General features: G+C 57.2%; 16 protein-coding genes. 6 read left to right on the forward strand and 10 right to left on the reverse strand.

Features of this window, described 5'->3' with window-relative positions; translation table 11 throughout:
- Nucleotides 1–34: 34 nt before the first annotated feature.
- The gene (locus MDG893_RS01970) at nt 35–226 is read right to left on the reverse strand and encodes a CPXCG motif-containing cysteine-rich protein (protein WP_007152033.1); all 192 of its coding nucleotides are present in this window, start codon (nt 224–226) and stop codon (nt 35–37) included.
- Nucleotides 227–231: 5 nt separating this feature from the next.
- Nucleotides 232–1458 (reverse strand): pyridoxal phosphate-dependent aminotransferase, encoded by a 1227-nt coding sequence (locus tag MDG893_RS01975; protein ID WP_007152034.1) that lies wholly within the window; start codon nt 1456–1458, stop codon nt 232–234.
- A 259-nt stretch (nt 1459–1717) separates the two neighbouring features.
- Here MDG893_RS01975 and MDG893_RS01980 point away from each other — a divergent pair, with 259 nt between their 5' ends.
- Nucleotides 1718–2701, forward strand: coding sequence for a D-2-hydroxyacid dehydrogenase (locus tag MDG893_RS01980; protein WP_007152035.1), 984 nt, complete (start codon nt 1718–1720; stop codon nt 2699–2701).
- An 82-nt stretch (nt 2702–2783) separates the two neighbouring features.
- On the opposite strand, the gene MDG893_RS01985 is transcribed toward MDG893_RS01980, so the two are convergent.
- The 4 genes from MDG893_RS01985 to MDG893_RS02000 all read right to left on the reverse strand — a co-directional run bounded on the left by MDG893_RS01985 (nt 2784) and on the right by MDG893_RS02000 (nt 8814).
- Nucleotides 2784–3449: a LuxR C-terminal-related transcriptional regulator gene (locus tag MDG893_RS01985; RefSeq protein WP_007152036.1), complete on the reverse strand. Its 666-nt coding sequence runs from the start codon at nt 3447–3449 to the stop codon at nt 2784–2786.
- Nucleotides 3450–3493: 44 nt separating this feature from the next.
- Nucleotides 3494–5440, reverse strand: a complete 1947-nt coding sequence (acs, locus tag MDG893_RS01990) for an acetate--CoA ligase (protein WP_007152037.1) — start codon at nt 5438–5440, stop codon at nt 3494–3496.
- A gap of 297 nt (nt 5441–5737) precedes the next feature.
- Nucleotides 5738–7276 carry a fatty acyl-CoA reductase gene (locus MDG893_RS01995; protein WP_007152038.1) on the reverse strand — a complete coding sequence of 513 codons (1539 nt, stop codon included), beginning with the start codon at nt 7274–7276 and terminating at the stop codon, nt 5738–5740.
- A gap of 224 nt (nt 7277–7500) precedes the next feature.
- On the reverse strand, nt 7501–8814 hold the full coding sequence (locus MDG893_RS02000; RefSeq protein WP_007152039.1) for a MinD/ParA family ATP-binding protein: 1314 nt from the start codon (nt 8812–8814) through the stop codon (nt 7501–7503).
- A 320-nt stretch (nt 8815–9134) separates the two neighbouring features.
- Here MDG893_RS02000 and MDG893_RS02005 point away from each other — a divergent pair, with 320 nt between their 5' ends.
- The 4 genes from MDG893_RS02005 (at nt 9135) to MDG893_RS02020 (ending at nt 15263) form a co-directional block, all read left to right on the forward strand.
- Entirely contained in the window at nt 9135–11114 is a 1980-nt protein-coding gene (locus MDG893_RS02005) for an HDOD domain-containing protein (protein ID WP_007152040.1), read from the forward strand.
- Nucleotides 11115–11138: 24 nt separating this feature from the next.
- Complete coding sequence (locus tag MDG893_RS02010; RefSeq protein ID WP_007152041.1) at nt 11139–13313, forward strand: putative bifunctional diguanylate cyclase/phosphodiesterase; 2175 nt, start codon at nt 11139–11141, stop codon at nt 13311–13313.
- Nucleotides 13314–13552: 239 nt separating this feature from the next.
- Nucleotides 13553–14206 (forward strand): class I SAM-dependent methyltransferase, encoded by a 654-nt coding sequence (locus MDG893_RS02015; RefSeq protein WP_007152042.1) that lies wholly within the window; start codon nt 13553–13555, stop codon nt 14204–14206.
- A 49-nt stretch (nt 14207–14255) separates the two neighbouring features.
- The gene (locus MDG893_RS02020; RefSeq protein ID WP_007152043.1) at nt 14256–15263 is read left to right on the forward strand and encodes a DUF2156 domain-containing protein; all 1008 of its coding nucleotides are present in this window, start codon (nt 14256–14258) and stop codon (nt 15261–15263) included.
- On the opposite strand, the gene murI is transcribed toward MDG893_RS02020, so the two are convergent.
- Nucleotides 15241–16092: a glutamate racemase gene (murI, locus tag MDG893_RS02025; protein ID WP_007152044.1), complete on the reverse strand. Its 852-nt coding sequence runs from the start codon at nt 16090–16092 to the stop codon at nt 15241–15243. The genes MDG893_RS02020 and murI overlap by 23 nt on opposite strands.
- Nucleotides 16089–16910: an NAD(+) diphosphatase gene (gene nudC, locus MDG893_RS02030; protein ID WP_007152045.1), complete on the reverse strand. Its 822-nt coding sequence runs from the start codon at nt 16908–16910 to the stop codon at nt 16089–16091. The genes murI and nudC overlap by 4 nt, the downstream gene beginning before the upstream one ends.
- A gap of 144 nt (nt 16911–17054) precedes the next feature.
- Between nudC and plsB the strand changes: the two genes are divergently transcribed.
- On the forward strand, nt 17055–19523 hold the full coding sequence (plsB, locus tag MDG893_RS02035) for a glycerol-3-phosphate 1-O-acyltransferase PlsB (RefSeq protein WP_007152046.1): 2469 nt from the start codon (nt 17055–17057) through the stop codon (nt 19521–19523).
- A gap of 14 nt (nt 19524–19537) precedes the next feature.
- Here the strand turns inward: plsB and MDG893_RS02040 are convergent, their stop codons facing one another.
- On the reverse strand, nt 19538–20350 hold the full coding sequence (locus MDG893_RS02040) for a class I SAM-dependent methyltransferase (protein ID WP_007152047.1): 813 nt from the start codon (nt 20348–20350) through the stop codon (nt 19538–19540).
- Entirely contained in the window at nt 20347–20709 is a 363-nt protein-coding gene (locus tag MDG893_RS02045) for a hypothetical protein (RefSeq protein WP_007152048.1), read from the reverse strand. Before MDG893_RS02045 ends, MDG893_RS02040 begins: the two co-directional genes overlap by 4 nt.
- Between the last annotated feature and the right edge of the window lie 84 nt (nt 20710–20793).

The following is a 20793-nucleotide window of genomic DNA, read 5'->3' on the forward strand; positions in this document are numbered from 1 at the left end:
GAAGGGTATTGACGCCGCCGAGGTTGGCGGGCGGTTATTCGTTCTCGGCCCGGACAGTCACGGAGGGGGTCAGGTTCTCGTCGAGGACCACATGGACCAGAATGGGCTGACAGCACACCTGGCAATCCTCCACGTACTCCTGATCTTCCACCGAAGGGTCGACGCTGAGATCCAGCGTCTCCCAACAGTAGGGGCATTGCACAAGCACCGAGTCCAGGGCTGACATGACGGTCAGAACTGCTGCTTGGCCATCCAGGGGATGATCCGGTCGAAGGCCTCATCCAGTTTCTCGCACGTGGTCGAGAAACTGATCCGAACGGCGTTCGTGCACCCTTCCCCGAAGGCATCTCCTGGCACCAGGCAAACGCCGGTTTCCTTGAGCATTCGCAGCGCCAGATCGGAGCCGTCCACGTGGGGCGGCAAATCCGGGAACGCAAAGAAGGCGCCACCGGGTTTGTACCCCGTCAGGTAAGGCGTCTGGTCAACCAACTCCACCACCTTGTCGCGGCGTTCACGGTAGATGTCCACCATGTTCTTGACGCATTGCTGGTCTCCAGTGAGTGCCGCGACCCCCGCAAACTGGGACGGCGTGTTGGCGACAGAGGTGGTGAACATGTGGAACCGGCGCAGCGACTTGATCGCCGCCTGGCTTGCAATCACCCAACCTACCCGCAACCCAGCCATGCTGTAGGTCTTCGAGAAGCTGCTGATGCACATGATGTTGTCCAGGTCCATTGAGCAGTTCAGTACACTGGCGAAATCATCATCGTCGAAAATAAGGTGGTCGTAGACTTCGTCCGCGTATACCTGGATACCCCGGTAGGCACATTCTTCCAGGATGGTTTCGACGGTGCTGCGGGGGTATACAGCTCCGGTCGGGTTATTGGGGTTATTCAGAATCAGGGCGAATGTGCGCGACCCCATGGCCCGAATCACTTCGTCCGGGTCGAGCTGATGGTCGTTCTCCGCCCGGGTGGGCACGAACTTGACCTCACCACCATTCATACGAATCAACGGCGCGTAAAGCAGGAACGACGGGTCGGTCACAATGAACTGCCGGCCCGGCGCTGACGTCGCCGAAATCGCCAGGTACATCGCTTCGGTCGCTCCACTGGTGATCAGGATATTGTCCCGGGTCAGCTTCCGATCGTAGCGTGCGCCGTAGTAATCCCGCAGGGCAACCAACAGCTCGGGCAGGCCCGCATCCATGGTGTACCCCGTCTGCCCGGCATTGAGCGCATCAATATATGCGTCAATGACGTGTTTGGGTGTAGGCAAATCCGGCTGACCGATGGAAAGATGAATGACATCCTTCATGGTGGCCGCCATATTCACCATGCGACGAATGCCCGGCACCGGAACCGCCTGCATCGCCGGGTTCCAACTGGCCTTATTCTTCCGGTATTTCACTTTACGCGGTTTGGTCTGGCCGGTTTCTCGGTTGGCGGCTTCTGCCATAAACACCTCCTGGACGCGGGGCAAAATAGTAGCTACTCCTGCAGGTTAGTCAGTAAACAGAGGCCGTACAAGACCTAAAACAGAAAGATTGGATTACCGGAACGAAACACCGCAATAACCGCTATAACAAGGGCTACGACCTTTATCTTATACGGGCTCAGGTTGACCAGTTCAGGCTCAGATACCAGACTGTAGTCTCGACATCCGGACTGTCGATTCCCGCGGCCGGACGCGGACAAACTGCATTGGCGGAGGACAGATGACCCAACACAGCAAACCGGTTGTAACCGTTCTGACAGCACCCGGTGAAAAAGAGCCTCCTGGCATGGATGCCCTGCGAGCCCGTGCGGAGGTTCGCTTTGCTTCTGACGAGCCCACTCTGCGGGACACATTGCCAGGTACCGACGTAATGATGGTGACGGACTTTCGCACCGAGGCCCTGGCCGCGGCTTGGCCGTCAGCGGATAAACTGCAGTGGATTCACGCCACCAGTGCTGGCGTGGATGCCCTGATGTTCCCGGACCTCATTGAAGGCGACGTCACCGTAACCAACGCCCGGGGCATCTTCGATCGCACCATCGCCGAGTACGTGCTGTGCACGATTCTGATGTTCGCCAAGGATTTTCCGCGCTCCCTGCGCCTGCAGGCTGAGCACAAATGGCAACACCGGGACACCGAACGGGCCGAAGGCAAGCAGGTACTGATCGTCGGCGCCGGCTCCATCGGCGGCCAGATTGCCAGGTTGTGCAAAGCCGCCGGCCTGAAGCCCCATGGCATTGCCCGCAAACCCCGGCACGACGATCCGGACTTTGTTGCAGTACACGGCAACGACGACCTGACCGAACAACTCGGCCTGGCAGACTTCGTGGTGATTGCCGCCCCACTGACCCCGCAAACCGAGGGTCTGTTCGACGAAACAGCGTTCAAGTCCATGCGCAAATCCGCCCGCCTGATCAACATCGGTCGCGGGCCCGTGGTGAAAACCGACGACCTGATTGCGGCCCTGAATAACGGCGACATCGCCGGCGCAGCACTGGACGTGTTCGAGGAAGAACCCCTGCCGGCGGATCACCCATTATGGGACATGGAAAATGTCATCATGACCGCCCACATGTCTGGTGACTTCATCGGCTGGAAACGGGCACTGACCGACCAGTTCCTGGAGAACCTGGACCGCTGGCACCAGGGTGAGGAGCTGTTCAATCTGGTGGACAAGAAATTGGGGTACGCCAGTAAGAAGTGAGCCCACTCGCTCAAACAATAAAGCGGAAATCCCAAGACAGGATTTCCGCTTTTTTTGAATCAATACAACCTTCTCAGGCCAATCAGCTACCAGACAACGACGTATCCGAAGGATCAATCTCCATCTGCTGAATCGCGATCACCGCCTGGGTCCGGTTACGAACCCCAAGCTTCCGGAACACCGCCGTGATATGGGCCTTGATCGTGGCCTCTGAGACGTCCAGATCATAAGCGATCTGTTTGTTCAAAAGCCCCTCGGCCAACATACCCAGCACCCGGAACTGCTGCGGCGTCAGTGATGCCAGTTTTTCAGAGAAGTCCGTCATGTCTGAATGCATTCGCTCAATCTTGTCCGCCACACCCTCTGGCAACCAGACGTCCCCTTCCAGGACTGCCTGAATCGCCTCGGTGATGGTCGGCAGCGGCGCGGACTTCGGAATGAAGCCCGATGCCCCGTAGTCGATCGAACGGCGCATCACCTGCATTTCTTCCGATCCTGACACGACAACCACCGGCAGGCCGGGATACTGCCCGCGCATGAACACGAGCCCCGAGAAGCCGTGGGCGCCCGGCATGTTCAGATCCAGTAACACCAGATCCGCATCCGGATGCGACTCTACCGCCGCCTGCAGCGCCTTGATGCTGTCCACTTCCACTGTCTTGGCATCAGGTACCGCCTGACTGACCGCCTGTTTCAGAGCTGCCCGAAACAACGGGTGATCATCGGCGACGATAATGGTTTGTGTCATTCAACAGATTCCTCACAGGGTCACAGCCTGATAACGAGCAGGCCTTACTTGTTCGCACGACCGCTGATCAGGTCATCCACCACACCCGGGTCCGCCAGGGTAGAGGTATCTCCCAACTGATCGTGCTCATTGGATGCGATTTTACGCAAAATCCGACGCATAATCTTGCCAGAACGAGTCTTGGGCAGTCCAGGCGCCCACTGAATTACGTCTGGAGACGCAATCGGACCGATTTCCTTGCGCACCCACTGGACCAGCTCTTTCTTCAACTCGTCGCTGGGTTCCTCGCCATGAACCAGGGTTACATAGACATAAATGCCCTGCCCCTTGATTTCGTGGGGGTAACCAACGACAGCGGCCTCAGCAACCTTGTCGTGGGCTACCAGAGCACTTTCCACCTCAGCTGTTCCCAGGCGGTGGCCGGACACGTTCAGCACATCGTCCACTCGACCAGTAATCCAGTAATAGCCATCTTCATCGCGACGAGCACCGTCACCGGTAAAGTACATACCCTTGTAGGTACTGAAGTAGGTTTGCTTGAAGCGCTCATGGTCACCGTAAATGGTGCGCATCTGGCCCGGCCAACTGTCCAGGATAACCAGGTTGCCCTCGGTCTTGCCTTCCAGAATATTGCCGTCGTTGTCCACCAGTGCCGGCTTGACACCGAAGAACGGCACAGTCGCGGAACCCGGCTTCAGATCGATGGCGCCCGGCAGCGGCGAAATCAGAATGCCGCCGGTTTCTGTCTGCCACCAGGTGTCCACAATCGGGCACTTGCTGTTACCGATGACGCGATGGTACCACTCCCAGGCTTCCGGGTTGATCGGCTCACCCACCGAGCCCAGCAGGCGCAGGCTGTCGCGGGTGGTGCCGTTCATGCAGGACTCGCCCTCGGCCATCAGGGCACGAATGGCGGTGGGTGCAGTGTACAGGATGTTGACCTTGTGCTTGTCCACCACCTGGCCCATGCGGGAGGTATCCGGGTAATTGGGCACACCCTCGAACAGGACGGTGACCGCACCGTTAGCCAGCGGGCCATACAGGATGTAGCTGTGGCCTGTGACCCAGCCAAAGTCCGCCGTACACCAGTAGACATCGCCGTCCTGGTAATCAAACACGTATTCGTGGGTCATGGAGGTGTACACCATGTAGCCACCGGTGGTGTGTAATACGCCTTTCGGAGCCCCGGTTGAACCAGAGGTGTACAGCATGAACAGCGGGTCTTCGGCGTTCATGGGCTCCGCCGGGCAATCGGAGGAAGCGACCTTCATCAGCTCTTCATAGCTCTGATCACGGCCGTCTTTCCATGGCACATCGCCTCCGGTGCGCTTGACCACGATAACCTTGTCGACGTCAGCGCCGTCTTCTTTACTCAGGGCAGCGTCGACGTTCTTCTTGAGCGGGATCTTGCGTCCACCACGGACGCCTTCGTCGGCCGTGACTACAAAACGGGATTTGCCATTCGCTATCCGGGCGCCCAGTGCTTCCGGCGAAAACCCGCCGAAGACAACGGAATGGATAGCACCGATGCGGGCACAGGCCAGCATGGCAACCCCTGTTTCAACAATCATGGGCATGTAAATAGTGACAACGTCGCCCTTCTTGACGCCCTGATCTTTCAGAACGTTCGCGAACTTACAGGTTTCTTCATACAGTTCGCGGTAGGTCACGTTGCGGGAATCGGCTGGGTCGTCGCCCTCGAAAATGATGGCCGTCTGATCACCGCGCTTTTCCAGGTGACGGTCCAGGCAGTTGGCGGCAGCGTTCAGTTGGCCGTCTTCAAACCACTTGATGGATAGGTTGTCGTAGTCGTAGGTGGTGTTTTTTACCTTCGAGAAGGGCTTGATCCAGTCCAGTCGCTTGCCGTGTTCGGCCCAGAAAGTTTCCGGGTCTTCCACCGACTGTTGGTACATTTTCTCGTACTGATCCCGGTTTAGCAGGGCCCTTTTGGCCACGTCCGGACTTACCGGATAAACCTGTTTATCAGTCATTGTGCTCCCCCTTATTAGTCAGAGTCTATTGTCATTATCGGTTATTTAATAAAGAGCGTGACGGGCAAAAAAAGCCCTGAAGACGGATACCCATAGTTCAACACGCGCGCCAGTGAACAATGAATTAGACTAACGTCCCAATCCGCCGGCACTTTTAGCTAGAATGACGGCCTTGCGAGGGGTGCCGCTATGCTCTGGAGCCTGCCCTAAAGGATAGACTCGCCAGCGGAAACAACAAGTGACGTTCCGCCCCCGGAACCGGGGGGCGGATAGAAAGGACCGCCGATTGAGCGGATGTCAGGCGGCTTTTTTGCGGGTGTCGGCGGCCCGCAGGCTGTACAGTTTTCGCTCCTTCAGAGCGTAGCGGTTGAGACCTCCCAGGTGGATCTTGCACAAGTACAGCTGCCAGTCAATCTGACGCGCATCCACCGGGAACAGGACACGGTCCAGTTCACCCATGCGCGAAGCCAGGGCCATCAGCGAATCGTTACGGAAGATGTAATCCGGTGCCGTGTAGAAACCAAAGATGGTGGCCAGTGAACGCGTGGTATCGAGGTTTTTGAGAACCTTGAGCTCACGGTTCTGGCCAGCCAGCCTCATTGCCTTGCCAGCAATCGACAACGGCACGCGCATGCCGCCAACCACAACATCAAACAGCTTGCGATTGACCGCCACAAACGGTTTCGTGGGCCGTCGGTAGAACAACTGGTCATACGCTGCATAGTTGGTCTTGGCTTCGGCCATCAGGTAGTCAATGAACTTGCCCAGCGAAATCGGATTAGAACCGCCACTGCAGCATTGATAGATGCGGCGCTGCCCTGACCCGGAAAGGGCTTCTGCCAGGGACAAGATGATACTGTTGGCCACCAGGTCCACCGGGATCACATCGATAATGCCGCTACGCTTGCCTGGGAACAGGGAGACCTTCTCACGGGCATAGGCAAGGATAATGGCGTCTGCCACCTTCACACCTTCAATCCATCCTGGCGAAGGCTCTTCCAGTGCACTTTCAATGATGGAAGGGCGAACAATCGTAAGTGAACGCCCGGAAAGGGCTTTCATCAGGAGTTGCTCACCCAGCCATTTGGTAAACGTGTAGGTGTCACTCCAGCCGTAGTTGTTGGCCTCTCGAATCCCCAGGTCCACCAGCTTTTTTTCAAGTACTTTGCCGGAGTATCGGGCTTTCACGTCGGAAATTTTGTCCTGCAGCAAATGCACAAGCTCTTCGATTTCATAGTAGCCGTCGGTGCTGCGGGGAATAGACTCGCCCGCCGGCTTGATGACGGACTCCGTGATCTGGCCGGAATTCTTGCCATTGACGTAGCAGGTGGACACCTGGATAACCGCCATGGCGCTATTGAGCTCCGCCAGAGCGGCAACGTTCTCCAGGCACAGGGTGTTAATCTTCAGCGCCTTGTCGAGTTCCTCCCGGAAGTTCACACTGGCTGCGGAATTTATAAACGCATCGACCTGCCCGGCAAGTGCACGGAACCGCTCCGGCGTGAGCCCGAAACGCGACTCTGTCACTTCGCCGGTGATGCAGTGAACGCGTTCCTCAAGAAAGGTTTCAAACGCCTCGTTGTCATCGTGCCGAAGGCGTTCGAACACGGAAGAACTGGCGATCTCGTTGAGGAATCGTTCCCGTGCTGCAGGATGCCTTTTGTTACCACGGATAAGAAGATGGATCCCGCCAATATCCGGCACCGTGCGAATCAATTTTTCCAGTACCACCTTACCAAGAAACCCGGTGGTGCCGGTGATCAGCACGTGTTTACCACGTAGTTGCTCAAGAACACCGGACGCTGACGCTCCGTTTTGTTGCTGCTGTGTTGCCATGGCGAGAACTCCTTCTCAGATTTACTGTGTAGCCATCAAATGCAGTGGGTTTCACTGCATTTTGCGGGCCACGATTCCGGGGATAAGACTGATTTTTGCACAGACCGAATGACAGTGCGGTGACATAGAGCAAAGTTACGCTACAAATTGCATCAATAAAATGACCATAAAATAAGGTGACTAAATGCAAAAAAAGGCGTGGAGAAAAACGGGATAAAAGACGTTCAATAGCCGTTCTTGTCGGTGTCCGCCAACGAGCGCAGAAGCTGGTCCAGTGAAATGTTGGACGGCTGTTCCTTAAGCGCCCGAATCAACCGGCTTTGTTCACCAAAACTGATACGGTCATAGTAGGGCTCGCGCTCCGGTTTGCTGGCAATCGGCCCTGCTGTGCGGGGAGCCGCCACAGGGTCAACTTCGGCGGCAAGGTGGCGAAGATGGGTCGCCATATGCTCTCGTTGTTCCTTCTCCAGTTTTTCCCAGTTGAGGGAAGCCAAACCAGTCTGGATGATCTCAATGGTATCTGCGTCCATTGTGCGTCCCAACAGTGCAAAAAGCCCTTGGAACGCCTCATAACGCAGCAGCGGCTTGCTCTTGCTGCCAGCCAGTATCTCACCGAGTTCTGCGGTCAGCCGCTTGCATTCCTGGGCCGGGTCCTTTGGTGTTTTCACCTGGTCACCGTCGGACGCAGGCGCCACATCCGCAGGGCCAGACGACACCCGGTGCCAATAAGCCGCAATTCCGGCCTTTCGTGACGGTAGCTGGCGCAGCCGCACGTTCAGCATGTCAGCCAATGTTCGGAATTGACGGCTGGATGGGTCGGAAGCCGGCAACAGTGCCACAGGGCGCTGATTCATCACCGACTGCCGCAGGGTTTCGTCCCGCCAGATCGCACCCAGGTAATGCAACTGCAACCCAAGGTGCCGCACGGCAGCGGCATCAAGGCGCTGAAATACGGATCGAGCCTGACTTGCACCCTGAGCCATGTTCACCAACACACTCGGCGTCCTTCGGTAACCACGGCGAATCAGCAGTTTTATCAGCGAGAAGGCGTCGGTCAGCGATGCCGGGTCTGGCGTGACCACGACGCAGGCCAGTTCCGCCGCCGCAATCATGTGCATGCCGGTCTTCTGCAAGCCGGAGGCCGTGTCTGTGATCACGTAGTCGTAGTTTTTCTCCAGCCTCGACAACGCCTTGAGAACACGGAGGCTTTCGTCAGCGGCCATGTCGACGCACTGCTCAACCCCCGAGGCACCGGGAATAATGTGCAAGCCCCACTCTGCTTCCATGATCACATCGCGGAGGGAGCACTCGCCAGCCATTACGTTGGCCAGGGTGCGCTGCGGATACCTGCCCAGCATAATACTGACATTGGCAAGATCCGTGTCACCATCCAGCAACAATACTCTGTAACCCTCTCGCGCAAGCGTCAGGGAAAGGTTCAGTGCCACCGATGTTTTCCCGACGCCGCCCTTGCCACCGGTTATGGCCAGCGTTCTGGGTTGCTTCGGAATGTGTCTGGAAGTACGGGAGTCGGTCATGAATGCTTAATAGGCGCTGTCTTGTCCGTTGACTGACACGTGATCCGGGTGAAAATTTGAGTACTGTGTCAAAGTGTAACCCGGACGAAGTTCTAACTGTAGACAAAAAGAGACGGGTTGCATGCCCGATAATGGACGGTTTTGCGACATTTAACCTGTAAAAAGTTTACACATATCACAACACAGGTAATACTCTGCTTAAAAAAGGACCAATAACTGTTTAATAAACGCAGGTTATTGTCTAAGCTCCATCGGGTTAATGTTTATGAACAAGTCGTCAGATACTAACGAGATATCTGGCGCGCTATACAGGCAGGCCTATGCAGATTGCCCCTGACATACAGCTACCGAGTCTCCCGGAGGTTACCCTTCGGGCGCTTGAAGCTTGCCATCAGGATGAGAGTTATCGCCGCATAAGTGACATTGTTTCTGCCGACACCGCTCTGGTCGCTCGTGTTCTCGCTCTGGCCAACTCGGCACTGTATGGGCCCACCTCGCAAATACGTTCCATTGACCAGGCCTTGCTCAGGCTGGGAACCCGACGTTTCCACACCTTGGTTCTGACTGCAGCGCTACGCCAGATTCTCTACGAACTCGGAGCTGACCAGTGGCAACAGCTGCGGGACTTCTGGCGTCATTCACTTACCACCGCACTGACGGCAAGGGCCCTGGCAACATTGACCCGCTACCCCGAACCCGATCAGGCGTTCATGCTGGGTATGTTGCACAACGTGGGCGAGCTGATCGCACTGAAAACCCCGCCAGGAGAAACCCAGCAATACTACTTTGACCATCAATCCGATATTGCGGCTGAACTGGTCAATTCATGGGGCCTGGGTCCCATGGCGGTTGACGCCATGCGTTACCAGCAGGCGATGCCGACGGAAATACGGGATGCCGGGCACCTGGTCAAACTGATCAGCCTGGCAACGCGCCTGGCGCTTTCGGATGCGGCGGGCATTGCGGCGGCAGGGACCGTTTTTGGCCTCAATGAAGAGCTCACGCGAGAGATCAACCGCAGGATCGACCAGGAAGTGAGCGGAGTGGCCGAGTCGCTGGGCATTCCGCTGTCGGAAGACTACGACGCACGCCACTCCAACCACAAACTCAAGCAGACCATACTGAAACAGGCCATGGCCAGCCAGGCGTTGGAGCTGTCGCCGATTCGCGGCAGCGCCCAGGAGAGCCTGGCCGCAACCGTCACCAGCCTGACGCTGATCACCGGCCTGCCGGCACTCTATTTTGGCCAGGCCGGAGACGGGCTGACGCTTCTCTCTGCCAGCAACGGCGATACCCCTGACCTTACCGTTGCCAGCGGGCCAGCCACCAGCGTGTTGACCGAGGCCTACAGCAGCGGCACCGTCCTGTGTCTTGGTGATCGCACAACCACAGTGCTGGACCGCCAGCTACTTTCTCTATTGAAAACCCCGTCTCTGGTGGCCATTCCCGTTCAGGGGGAAGATCAATGTGCTGGCGTCTTTGTCGTTGGTACCGACCATGACAACTCCGCTCATACCGAAGACATCGGACGCCTGTTCAGCGCAAAGCTGTCTAATGCCGTCGCAGACACGCTGGCCCATAACGAAAGCAGTCAGGCCGGCATGGAAACCGAACTGGCCCGACAGGCCATTCGTCGCCAGGTCCATGAAGTGAGCAACCCGCTGACCATCATCCGGCAATACATCTATCAACTGCGGAACCGGCTGGATGATGACGAAGTGCAGGAAGAGCTGGACGTCATACGTGACGAACTTGATCGCGCAGGGGACCTCCTGTTGCAGATCAGCCGGGCTCCGAGCCATGATGCTGCCGACACGACCGGCGCCTGCAACCTTAATGACGAACTGAGAATTCTGCGGGACTTACTGGATGACAGCCTTTTCAGCGGCGACGACAGGATACTGGAGCTGGACCTGTGCGAGGCCCCAACCGACATCACCGTGCCCGGCGCGGTCATTCGACAGGTGATTATTAACCTGGTCCGTAATGCAGCGGAATGTCTCATTGACGGGGGCGAGGTTTCTATTCACACACTGGCACCGGTCTGGCAGAGCGGAAAAACCTGGGTGGAACTGGAAGTGGCGGACACCGGCAATGGAATTCCCGACGAGGTTCGCAAATACTTGTTTTCACCGGTTCGATCCACCAAGGGTAAGGGCCACAGTGGCCTGGGCCTGAGCGTGGTCAAACAGTTGATTGATGACATGGAGGGCATCATTAGTTGCCGCACAGGACGCGAAGGCACAGTATTCCGAATACTGTTTCCCGCGGCGGCAAATAAAAAAAACGATGAAAAATGACGAAGAAACGACGGGCGTACTGACATGAAACCTGCGAGCACCGAGTGGACTTACGGCGACGACGGAAAGGCGCGCATCCTGGTTGTCGACGATGACCCGAGACTGCTTTCCGGCCTTGCTTCACTGCTAAGAAGCAAGGGTTACGAGGTCACCGAAGCGGAAGGTGGGCGCATGGCCTGTCGCATCCTTGAGAGTGAATCGTTCGACCTCGCAATGCTGGATCTTCGCATGCCCGATGTGGACGGGTTTGGCGTGATGGAGCGCCTGTCGTCGGAACAACCTGAATGCGGCGTGATTGTCGTGAGCGGTGAAAGCTCATTCAGTTCCGTCAGCCGCGCCCTGCGCAGGGGCGCTCTGGACTATATTCGCAAACCGTTCGACCCGGAAGAACTGCTGGCAACGGTCGACGGCGTGCTCGGCAAGCGTTCGCTGCTTCGCGCCCACGAACACATCCGAATGCGCCTGGAAAAGTCCGAGGAACTGCATCGCTACATCGTCAACAGCTCACCCGATATCGTTTTCATGCTCGATGGCGACGGGCATTTCTGTTTTGTGAACAGCAAGATCGAGAGCCTGCTTGGCTACCAGCCCACCGAGCTTTGTGGACGTCACTTTCGCCATATCCTGGATGACCGGGACATCGCCCGGGGAACCTATGCTCTGAAAGGCCCGAATATCAGCGCCGACAATCCCCGGACACTGGAAGTTCGCCTCAAAACTCGAGGCAGCCGCAAAGCCACTCGACACTTCGAAATCACCGCGTTTCCGATTGATCCGGAAACCTGGCCCCACACCAATCACGACGACGGCAAATACAATGGTCGTGAGGCACGCTACTACGGCACGGCCCGCGATGTAACCGAGCGTAAGGAAGCGGAAGCCTTTATCAACTTCCAGGCTTACCACGACTTGCTGACCCGACTCCCGAACCGCGCCCTGTTCAAGGACCGGCTCGATCTGGCCATCACCCACGCGCGCCGCAGTGAACAGAAGCTGGCCGTGATGTTCCTGGACCTCGACCGCTTCAAAGTCATCAACGACACGCTGGGACATGCCATGGGCGACCGCCTGTTGCAGGCAGTCACCCAAAGACTGGAACGGTGTCTGCGCAAAGGGGACACCCTGTCACGCTTCGGTGGTGATGAATTCACTCTGTTGTTGCCGTCGATCCACGGTTACGAGGACGCACGACAGATATCAAAGAAGTTGATCAAGGCCCTGCGCGCGCCCTTCCAACTGGGCGATCATGAAGTCTTCGTGGGCGTGAGTATTGGCATTGCCACCTACCCCGAAGCCGGCGAATCCATGGATCAACTGATCCAGAACGCCGATATCGCCATGTATCACGTCAAAGCTCGGGGCAAAGATGGCTATCGCTTCTACTCGGAGAGCATGAGCATTGACACTGCCAACCGCCTGAGCCTGGAAAGGGACTTGCGGATGGCGCTGGAACGCGATGAATTGCGAGTGTTTTACCAGCCCCAGGTCTGCTCATCGAGCAACCGTGTGGTGGGTCTGGAAGCCTTGGTGCGCTGGCAACACCCGGAACGGGGACTGCTCTACCCGCGGGACTTCCTGCCACTGGCGGAAGAAACCAAACTCATTGCCAAACTCAGTGAATGCGTACTCGACCAGGCCTGCCACGATGTCGGCCAGTGGATCCGGGAAGGACACAGCGACCTGCGACTGGCCGTAAACCTGTCCCCGGTCCAGGTGGAGCACCCAAGGTTTGTAGAGACCCTGATGGCTCAGCTCCAGGCCCACGGCTTCCCGCCCCAGAACCTGGAAATCGAGATCACTGAAAACGTGATCATGAACGATCTTGAGCAGATCAGTCAGAAACTCCGGGAATTAGCGTCATTGGGCGTCAGGATTGCCATTGATGATTTCGGCACGGGCTACTCCTCTCTGAATTACATCCACCGGCTGCCGATTCACACCCTGAAAGTGGATCAGTCCTTTGTCAAAGCCATTCGCAGAGGCGAAGACGGTGCCTGCATTGTAAACGCTATTGTCGCCATGGCCCATGGACTGAAGCTTCAGATCGTGGCGGAGGGCGTGGAAACGGACGAACAGCTCACCTACCTCAAAAGCCTGGGATGCCACCAGGTTCAGGGGTTCTTCTACGGCCCCGCACGGCCTGCAGACGTCATCGGCAAAACCCTCGGACATACCCCGGCACGCGCAGTCGCTTTCTAACTTCCCGCATTATCGATACTCCATTGTCGGACAGTCAGATCTAAAATGTTGATCTGGTTTGCAAAGTGTTGCTGTTCGTTACGTTATGTATCTGGAAATGCGCGGTACTGCACATAATTCCCCCACCGGCTTCTCTAAGCTCAAATCCATCAGGCGCTTCCTTCAATTCACCTGACGGTGAATCAACAATCACAAGAAGAATGGAAGCATCCCCAGGATATGGACAGGCAGAAGTCACGATGCGCGATAAATACAAATACATTGGTCCGGTTTACGATTTTCTGAGCAACCTCTACAGCGGCAAGAACATTCACCGCTGCAAGACCGCCATGCTCGATGTGGAAACCGTCAAGCCCGGCGCCCGCATCCTGTTCGCCGGGGTGGGCCATGGCCGTGACGCGATCCGTGCCGCGGAACTGGGCGCGGACGTAACCGTAGTGGATCTCTCCGAGACCATGCTTCGCAAGTTCGCAGAAGCCCAGGAAAAAGAGGCGCCGCACCTGACCATCCGCCGCATTCACAGCGACATTATGAAGGTCGATGAGTTCGAACAGTACGACATGGTGGTCGCCAACTTTTTCCTCAATGTGTTTGACGAAGACATGATGGTGCGGGTGCTGGAGCACCTGATCCGCCTGGGCAAGGCCGACGCCAGGGTCGTTGTGGGCGACTTTTGCTACCCCACTGGCAACATTGTGGCCCGCCTGTTCAAGAAGATGTACTGGTATATGGCCGTCTTCATCTTCTGGCTGTTCGCCAACAATGCCTTCCACAAGATTTACAACTACCCCGAACACATGCAGCGCCTTGGCCTGCACGTCACCGAGAAAAAGCATTTCAAACTGCTGAACATGAACTGTTACTGGTCAATCCTGGGACGGAAACAGGTGTAGACACGAGGCCTCACGCCGGATTTAAAACAATAAACGGGGGAGTTTCACAATGTCAGACCAGATCCTTTCACTCGATGGCGTCCGCTCTCTGGACGAGGGTGCGTTCACCTTTCCAGAGCGCATCAGTTACCTCAAGAAGTACGGCACCCACTCCCAGTCGTTCTCGACGTTGCAACCTGAAATGCAGTATTTCGACGTGCCCGGTGTTGGCTACCTGGCGTATATGCGCAAATGGGGCGGCACGTTCGTGCTCTCAGACCCGGTCACCGCACCGGAACACTTTGAGGTGATCCTGGAGCAATTTCACCAGCGTTTCCCTTCCGCCTGCTATATCCAGGTTTCCAAGCCCGTCGTGGACTACCTCTACCGCCGCTTTGGCCTGTTTGGCACCCAGTTTGGCAGCGAGTCCCGTATCAACCTGAAGAACTGGTCCCTTAGCGGAAAGAAAAAACAGATCCTGCGCACGGCCCTCAACCAGGCGGAGAAAAACGGCATTACCGTGAAAGAGCGCTTCAGTGATGATCACACCCGCGAAATCTCCGATGCCTGGATCCGCACCCGTAAATGCAAGAGCAAGGAGATCCGTTTCCTGATACGCCCCATGGAGATGGAGTACCGGGAAAACGAACGCCATTTCTACGCGTACCAGGATGGTAAAGCGGTGGGTTTTATCTACTTCGACCCCATCTACCGCAACAACGAGATCATCAGTTACGTGCCTAACATCTCAAGGGCTAACGCAGATTTCCGCCAGGGTATTTTCTACACCCTGATGGCCCACGCTATGGATGTGTTCAAGGCCGAAGGCGTGCCCTATCTGGACCTGGGTTTGATTCCGCTATCCCTGGACCCGGCTACCGAGCATCAGGAAAGCCGGTTGCTCAAACGCATCATGCACGGGCTGTATGAGAAGGGTAACTTCCTATACAACTTCAAGGGGCTGGAATTTACCAAGTCACGGTTCCGTGGTGACAATTTCAAAACCTACTGTTGTCACCGCCGATCCTTACCGGCACTGGAGTTCCTGGCCATGTTCAAGCTGACCCGCCTGCTATAACACCGGCTGCCGCCGAGGACCAGCCACCACGGATGTCGCTGGTGGCCAGGCCAAGCTCGTTCAGGAACCCTCCAATACCTTGCGGGACATCCCCGGAAAACAGGGCGGCATCAACCACCCCCCCTTCGCTGTCAAGGGCCATAAGACTCTCCAGTACCAGTCCCTGCTGCTCGAATAACCAGATCGCCCGGCGGGCGATCGCCTCGCCAGAATCCACCCAGTGTTTTACGGCAGGTAACTGGCGCTGTAACAGATCCTTTATCAACGGGTAATGAGTGCAGCCCAGAACCACGGTGTCCACACCTACGTCCCGGAACGGTTGTAATGCCACGGACAATGCCTGTTCGGGGACAGGCGAGCCAGACACCAGGTTTTCGATCCATTGGACCAGGTCCGGATGCCCCAGCCTTTCCACCGTGCAATCACTGGCAAACTCATCAATCAGGTCGGCAAGGTAGGGCCGACGAACGGTGGCGGGGGTGGCCAGCAGTCCAATACGGCGGTTTTCAGACACTGCGGCTGCAGGCTTTACCGCCGGCACCACGCCGACCACCGGTATCGATGTCATGGCCCGCAGATACGGCAACACCACGGTGCTCGCGGTGTTGCAGGCCACCACAATGACATCGCAGGGGAATTCCGACAGCGCCAGACGAATCAGTGCCTGGCTGCGCTCAATCACCACCGATTCCGGCTGGGCGCCGTAGGGAAAGCCGGCGTTGTCAGCCAGGTACACCAACTTCACCCCCGGCAACTGTCGGTGGATACAGTCAGCAACGCTCAACCCGCCAACGCCCGAATCAAAGACCAGCACTCTTGGCACGGTCACGACGATGCCCCCTGCCCTTCAATTTCCCGTGCCATAGCCTGGATCAGGCCGCCGGATATGGTTGTTACCGGCGGCACAGGTGGCATATCACCCGGCAGAAACCAGTCCGCTTCCGCAATTTCGTCTTCCTGCAGCACCAGCTCGCCACTGGCATAGTCTGCAAAGAAGCCCAGCATTAACTGATGGGGAAACGGCCATGGCTGAGAGGAGTGGTAGCGAACCCCACTAACCTCAAGGTTGGTTTCCTCTTTCACTTCCCGGGCAACCGCCGCTTCAATGGTTTCGCCTGGCTCCACGAAGCCCGCAATCAAGCTGAAAAAATGACGCTTCGTCCGCGACGATCGTGCCAGCAACATGCGTTCACCACGGCGAATGACCACGATCACGCAGGGCGCCAGCCTGGGATACCAGGGAATGCCGCAGGACTCGCACCACTTGGCTCTTTCCAGCGGGTGCAGCACCGTCAATTCACCACAGCGGCCGCAGAAACGATGGTCCCGCCACCATTGATGCACCTGGAACGCGGTCCCCAACATTTCGGCAGGGGCATCCTCCATCATCAACAGCGCTTCCCGAAGAGGCACACGTTCTGTAGATCCAGCCAGACTGGCGGCGTCGACTTGGGCCACGTAGACAGGCTTGCCGTTCATCCGGCCAACATACACCGGCCCGATATCACCGTGCGTACCAGGGGCGATCATTCGCCAGGGCTTCAGCCAGTCTATGTCGGGCTTCAGCACCGCATCACCGTCGATGGCCAACACAAGATCGTCATCGTCGGGCCCTTTCGGAGACCAGCCGGGAGTCCATAACGCCATAATCCGTGTCCAGAAGCTATTATGTGGATAGAGAGCTGGAAATGTATCACAGCGGCACAACACAACAGAACGACCGCATGGCTTTCCGCACTGCACGCAACCAAGTAAACTTACCGCCTGTTTTGTGAACCGGAGCGACCGTTTATGCGTTTTTTCCTGGGCCTTCGCAGCCTGATCCTGACCCTTTTTCGCAAAATCCTGTTTTTGTGGGTTCGGACCGATGTGAGCGGCAACAGCGTGGAAGCCCTGGGAGTAGACCCGGAAAAACCGGTTTGCTACGTACTGCAGTACAGCTCGCTGTCCAGCCGATTGGTTCTGGAGCAAGAGGTGCTGCGAGCCGGCCTGCCCGGTGCCGAGTCGTCCCTGCCAGTCAAAAACGGTCCGAACCACTCCTTCTTTTTCCTCTACCGCCGGATTGGCGGCCTGTTCCGTCGCCGCCAGACGCCGGTTCCCACCAGTGAATTCCGGGCGCTGGTTCGCCACGGCCTGGAACACTCTGAGCAGGATGTCCAGATCGTCCCTGTGTCGCTGTTCTGGGGGCGCTCCCCGGACAAGGAAAAATCGCTGGTCAAACTGCTGCTGTCCGACACCTGGTCCGTGGCTGGGCGTTTGCAGAAATTCCTGATCATCATGGTGCATGGGCGCAGCACTTACGTGCAGTTCAATCAGCCCCTGTCCCTGAAACAGGTGATTGATGAGTACCGCCATAGCGAGGAACGCGCCAACCGTAAACTGGCCCGCATTCTCCGTACCCATTTCCGCCGGGTGCGCCAAGCCGTGCTCGGCCCGGACCTGTCTCACCGACGCACTCTGGTGGGTGGACTGGTGCGCACCCAGGCGGTCAAGGAAGCCATTCGGGAAACGGCCCGCAAGGATGATATTCCTCCGGAAAAGGTACGTGCCAAGGCGTACAAATACGCGGATGAGATCGCTGCCAGCATGTCCATCGTCACCATACGCTTCCTGGAAGTGGTGCTTTCATGGCTGTGGAACCGTATCTACAACGGCATCGCGATCAACAACATCCGCGTTGCCAAGGAAGAAGCTCAGGACAATGCAGTGGTGTATGTCCCCTGCCATCGCTCCCATATTGATTACCTGCTGCTATCCTACGTGCTCTATAAGAACGGGCTAATGCCCCCACACATTGCTGCGGGCATCAACCTGAACATGCCTATTGTTGGCCCGATTCTGCGACGCGGCGGCGCGTTCTTCATGCGCCGGAGTTTCCGTGATAACCCGCTCTATGCCACCGTGTTCAACGAATACATGCACGTGATGTTCTCCCGTGGCTATTCCGTTGAGTACTTCGTCGAGGGCGGGCGTAGCCGCACCGGCCGCATGCTCCAGCCTCGCCCCGGTATGTTGTCCATGACTGTCCGCAGCTTCCTGCGGGACCATCGCAAGCCCATCGTGTTCGTGCCGGTATACATTGGCTACGAGAAGGTGATGGAAGGCCGCTCTTACCTCGGTGAGTTACGGGGCAAGAAAAAACAGAAAGAGAGCGTGTTCGCGATTGCCAAGACGGTTCGCAAGTTGAGCAACTCATTTGGCCAGGTCGCCGTAAACTTCGGTGAAGCCATTCCGCTTGCGGAGGTACTGAACGAGGTTGAACCAAGCTGGCGGGAAGAAGCCTACGATTCCGAATATCGGCCAAAATGGCTCAACCAGGCGGTGTCTGAACTGTCCAATCGTGTTGCGTCCAGCATTAACGCATCGGTAGCCGTTAATCCCATCGGCATGACCGCGACGGTCTTGCTGGGCACCGATCGCCTGGCGATGGATGAAGGCCAGTTGATCCGCCTGATGGACCAGTATGCCGACCTGCTGAAAGCCTTTCCCTACGCCGATACCATCACTCTGCCGGAAGGCAGTGGCAAGGATTGGGTCGAATACTGCGAAAACATGGGCCTGATCACGCGTCAGCCCCAGAAACTGGGCGACATCATCGCGCTGGAAGGCAGCAACGCGATTCTGATGACCTATTACCGCAACAATATTCAGCATCTGTTTGCCCTGCCCTCCCTGATCGCGAGCCTGTTCGAGAACAAGAACTCCCTGCGCCGGGACAAGATTGAGTTCCTGGCCAGCGTGGCGTACCCCTATCTCAAATCTGAACTGTTCCTCAAATACGATGCCGAGGAGATTGACGGGGTCATCAACCAGTGGATTGACGTTCTACTGGCGAAAGGGTTGCTGTTCGAAGAAGAGGACGACCGGATCAGCCGCCCTGAGGAAGGCACCGACGCCATGCTGCGCCTGCGGGTGCTGTCACGGTTCATCATCCAGACCCTGGAGCGCTATCACATTGCTATCGGTATCCTGCGCAAATACGGGTCGGGGAAGATTACCGCCGGCGAACTGGAGGAGCAGAGCACGCTTCTGGCCGAGCGTATGTCGATCCTGTTCGGCCTCAACGCCCCGGAGTTTTTTGACAAGACCCTGTTCCGCAACTTCATCGCCAACATGCAGCACAATGGCGTTATTACCACCGATGACGACGGGCTGTTGTGTTACACCGACGGTCTGGATGAAGTGGCGGAAGACGCAAGGCTGGTACTAAGCGTTGAAAAACGCCAGGCTATCCAGCAGGTGACGATGCTCGGGGCCTGAACGCGACCGGCGACCTATCCAGCGGGAAACGCCTTGATGGAGTATATGTCGTACCGGCTGCTCTTCCCTTCAATACGGGTGGTGGGTTCGGGGCCACGAACCGGCTCCGCCTTGCGCGGGCGTTTGACGACAACCCGATAGGTTGCCACCGCCAACGCGGCCTCCAACAATGCCGGCGAGTCATCGTCGTCTCCCACCACCGTGCGGAACACCTGCATTTCCTTCTTCACCAGGGCCGACTTGTCGCGATGGGGAAACATCGGGTCAAGGTAGATCACATCGGCGGCGCCCGCGCCCGCCTGCGATAACCAGTCGATACTGTTACCCGACTGCAATGCCATCCGGGCAGCAATGGGTGCGCTCTGCTCGTTCAGGGCCGCGCGGGAAAGCCCATCGCTGAGCAACGCATGGATAACCGGCGAACGTTCGAAAAGGGTTAACCTGCAGCCCAGGGAGGCCAGTACAAACGCATCCTGGCCAAGGCCGGCCGTTGCATCAAGAACATGGAGGGGCTGACGGGCTTTCTTCAGACCAACGGCCTTGGCGATCAACTGGCCGGTGCCACCGCCGTGCTCTCTCCGGTATCCCGCCTTCCCGGTCACAAACTCGGCCCTGACAGGCCCTGGGGCCCCCTTACCGGTCACCTGTAGCCCAAGACCATGTTCGTCCAGAAACAGGAGCACTGGGTAATCACGAACGTCTCGCGGACGAACCGTGCCCAACAGGGGCAGCGACAAGCTTTCAGCGAGGGAACGTGCAGCGTGGTAATCGCCAAGAGGGCTGCAGCCGACGGCGAGTTCAGACGGGGTGTTTTCCGGCGGCCTCAAACCAGGATATCGATGCCTGAGAGCCCTGCATCCGCGAGATCACCGCCGGCGGCGACATCGGCAAACGTGGACAGGGCTCTGGAGGTACTCAGGGAAACCTCATCGGCACGGAAACGCTCCAGGCGCACATCCTCCGCAGCCTGACGTGCCTCGACCCGACGTTCAAGCGACTCGGCAGAAGGAACAGGCCGTTGTTCGGCGTTGGGGGAGCGTGTATCGGTGAGATCACGGCGAACGGCCTGGCTGTTGTTATCGGGTGCGGACGCAGGCGCACGGGCGATATCACTGCGCTCACGAATCGGGCTATTGTTGCCGGACTGGAAAGGAAGACTGCTGTTTGGGTTAACACCACCAATCATTCTGGCACACCGGTTAAAAAGACCACAGGTAGTGGATTATGGAAGATTCTGGAGCAACTTTAAAGCAGACTGATCAATTTTTAC

It is taken from the genome of Marinobacter algicola DG893 (assembly GCF_000170835.1).
In the GTDB taxonomy this organism is placed as follows: domain Bacteria; phylum Pseudomonadota; class Gammaproteobacteria; order Pseudomonadales; family Oleiphilaceae; genus Marinobacter; species Marinobacter algicola.

What these genes read in the sequence shown, in the direction of transcription:
- MDG893_RS01975 (WP_007152034.1), bottom strand. Translation starts at nt 1,458, where the DNA reads ATGGCAGAAGCCGCCAACCGAGAAACCGGCCAGACCAAACCGCGTAAA.
- acs (WP_007152037.1), bottom strand. Translation starts at nt 5,440, where the DNA reads ATGACTGATAAACAGGTTTATCCGGTAAGTCCGGACGTGGCCAAAAGG.
- MDG893_RS02000 (WP_007152039.1), bottom strand. Translation starts at nt 8,814, where the DNA reads ATGACCGACTCCCGTACTTCCAGACACATTCCGAAGCAACCCAGAACG.
- MDG893_RS01985 (WP_007152036.1), bottom strand. Translation starts at nt 3,449, where the DNA reads ATGACACAAACCATTATCGTCGCCGATGATCACCCGTTGTTTCGGGCA.
- nudC (WP_007152045.1), bottom strand. Translation starts at nt 16,910, where the DNA reads ATGGCGTTATGGACTCCCGGCTGGTCTCCGAAAGGGCCCGACGATGAC.
- plsB (WP_007152046.1), top strand. Translation starts at nt 17,055, where the DNA reads ATGCGTTTTTTCCTGGGCCTTCGCAGCCTGATCCTGACCCTTTTTCGC.
- MDG893_RS02045 (WP_007152048.1), bottom strand. Translation starts at nt 20,709, where the DNA reads ATGATTGGTGGTGTTAACCCAAACAGCAGTCTTCCTTTCCAGTCCGGC.
- MDG893_RS02005 (WP_007152040.1), top strand. Translation starts at nt 9,135, where the DNA reads ATGCAGATTGCCCCTGACATACAGCTACCGAGTCTCCCGGAGGTTACC.
- MDG893_RS02010 (WP_007152041.1), top strand. Translation starts at nt 11,139, where the DNA reads ATGAAACCTGCGAGCACCGAGTGGACTTACGGCGACGACGGAAAGGCG.
- MDG893_RS02020 (WP_007152043.1), top strand. Translation starts at nt 14,256, where the DNA reads ATGTCAGACCAGATCCTTTCACTCGATGGCGTCCGCTCTCTGGACGAG.
- MDG893_RS01995 (WP_007152038.1), bottom strand. Translation starts at nt 7,276, where the DNA reads ATGGCAACACAGCAGCAACAAAACGGAGCGTCAGCGTCCGGTGTTCTT.
- MDG893_RS02015 (WP_007152042.1), top strand. Translation starts at nt 13,553, where the DNA reads ATGCGCGATAAATACAAATACATTGGTCCGGTTTACGATTTTCTGAGC.
- MDG893_RS01980 (WP_007152035.1), top strand. Translation starts at nt 1,718, where the DNA reads ATGACCCAACACAGCAAACCGGTTGTAACCGTTCTGACAGCACCCGGT.
- MDG893_RS01970 (WP_007152033.1), bottom strand. Translation starts at nt 226, where the DNA reads ATGTCAGCCCTGGACTCGGTGCTTGTGCAATGCCCCTACTGTTGGGAG.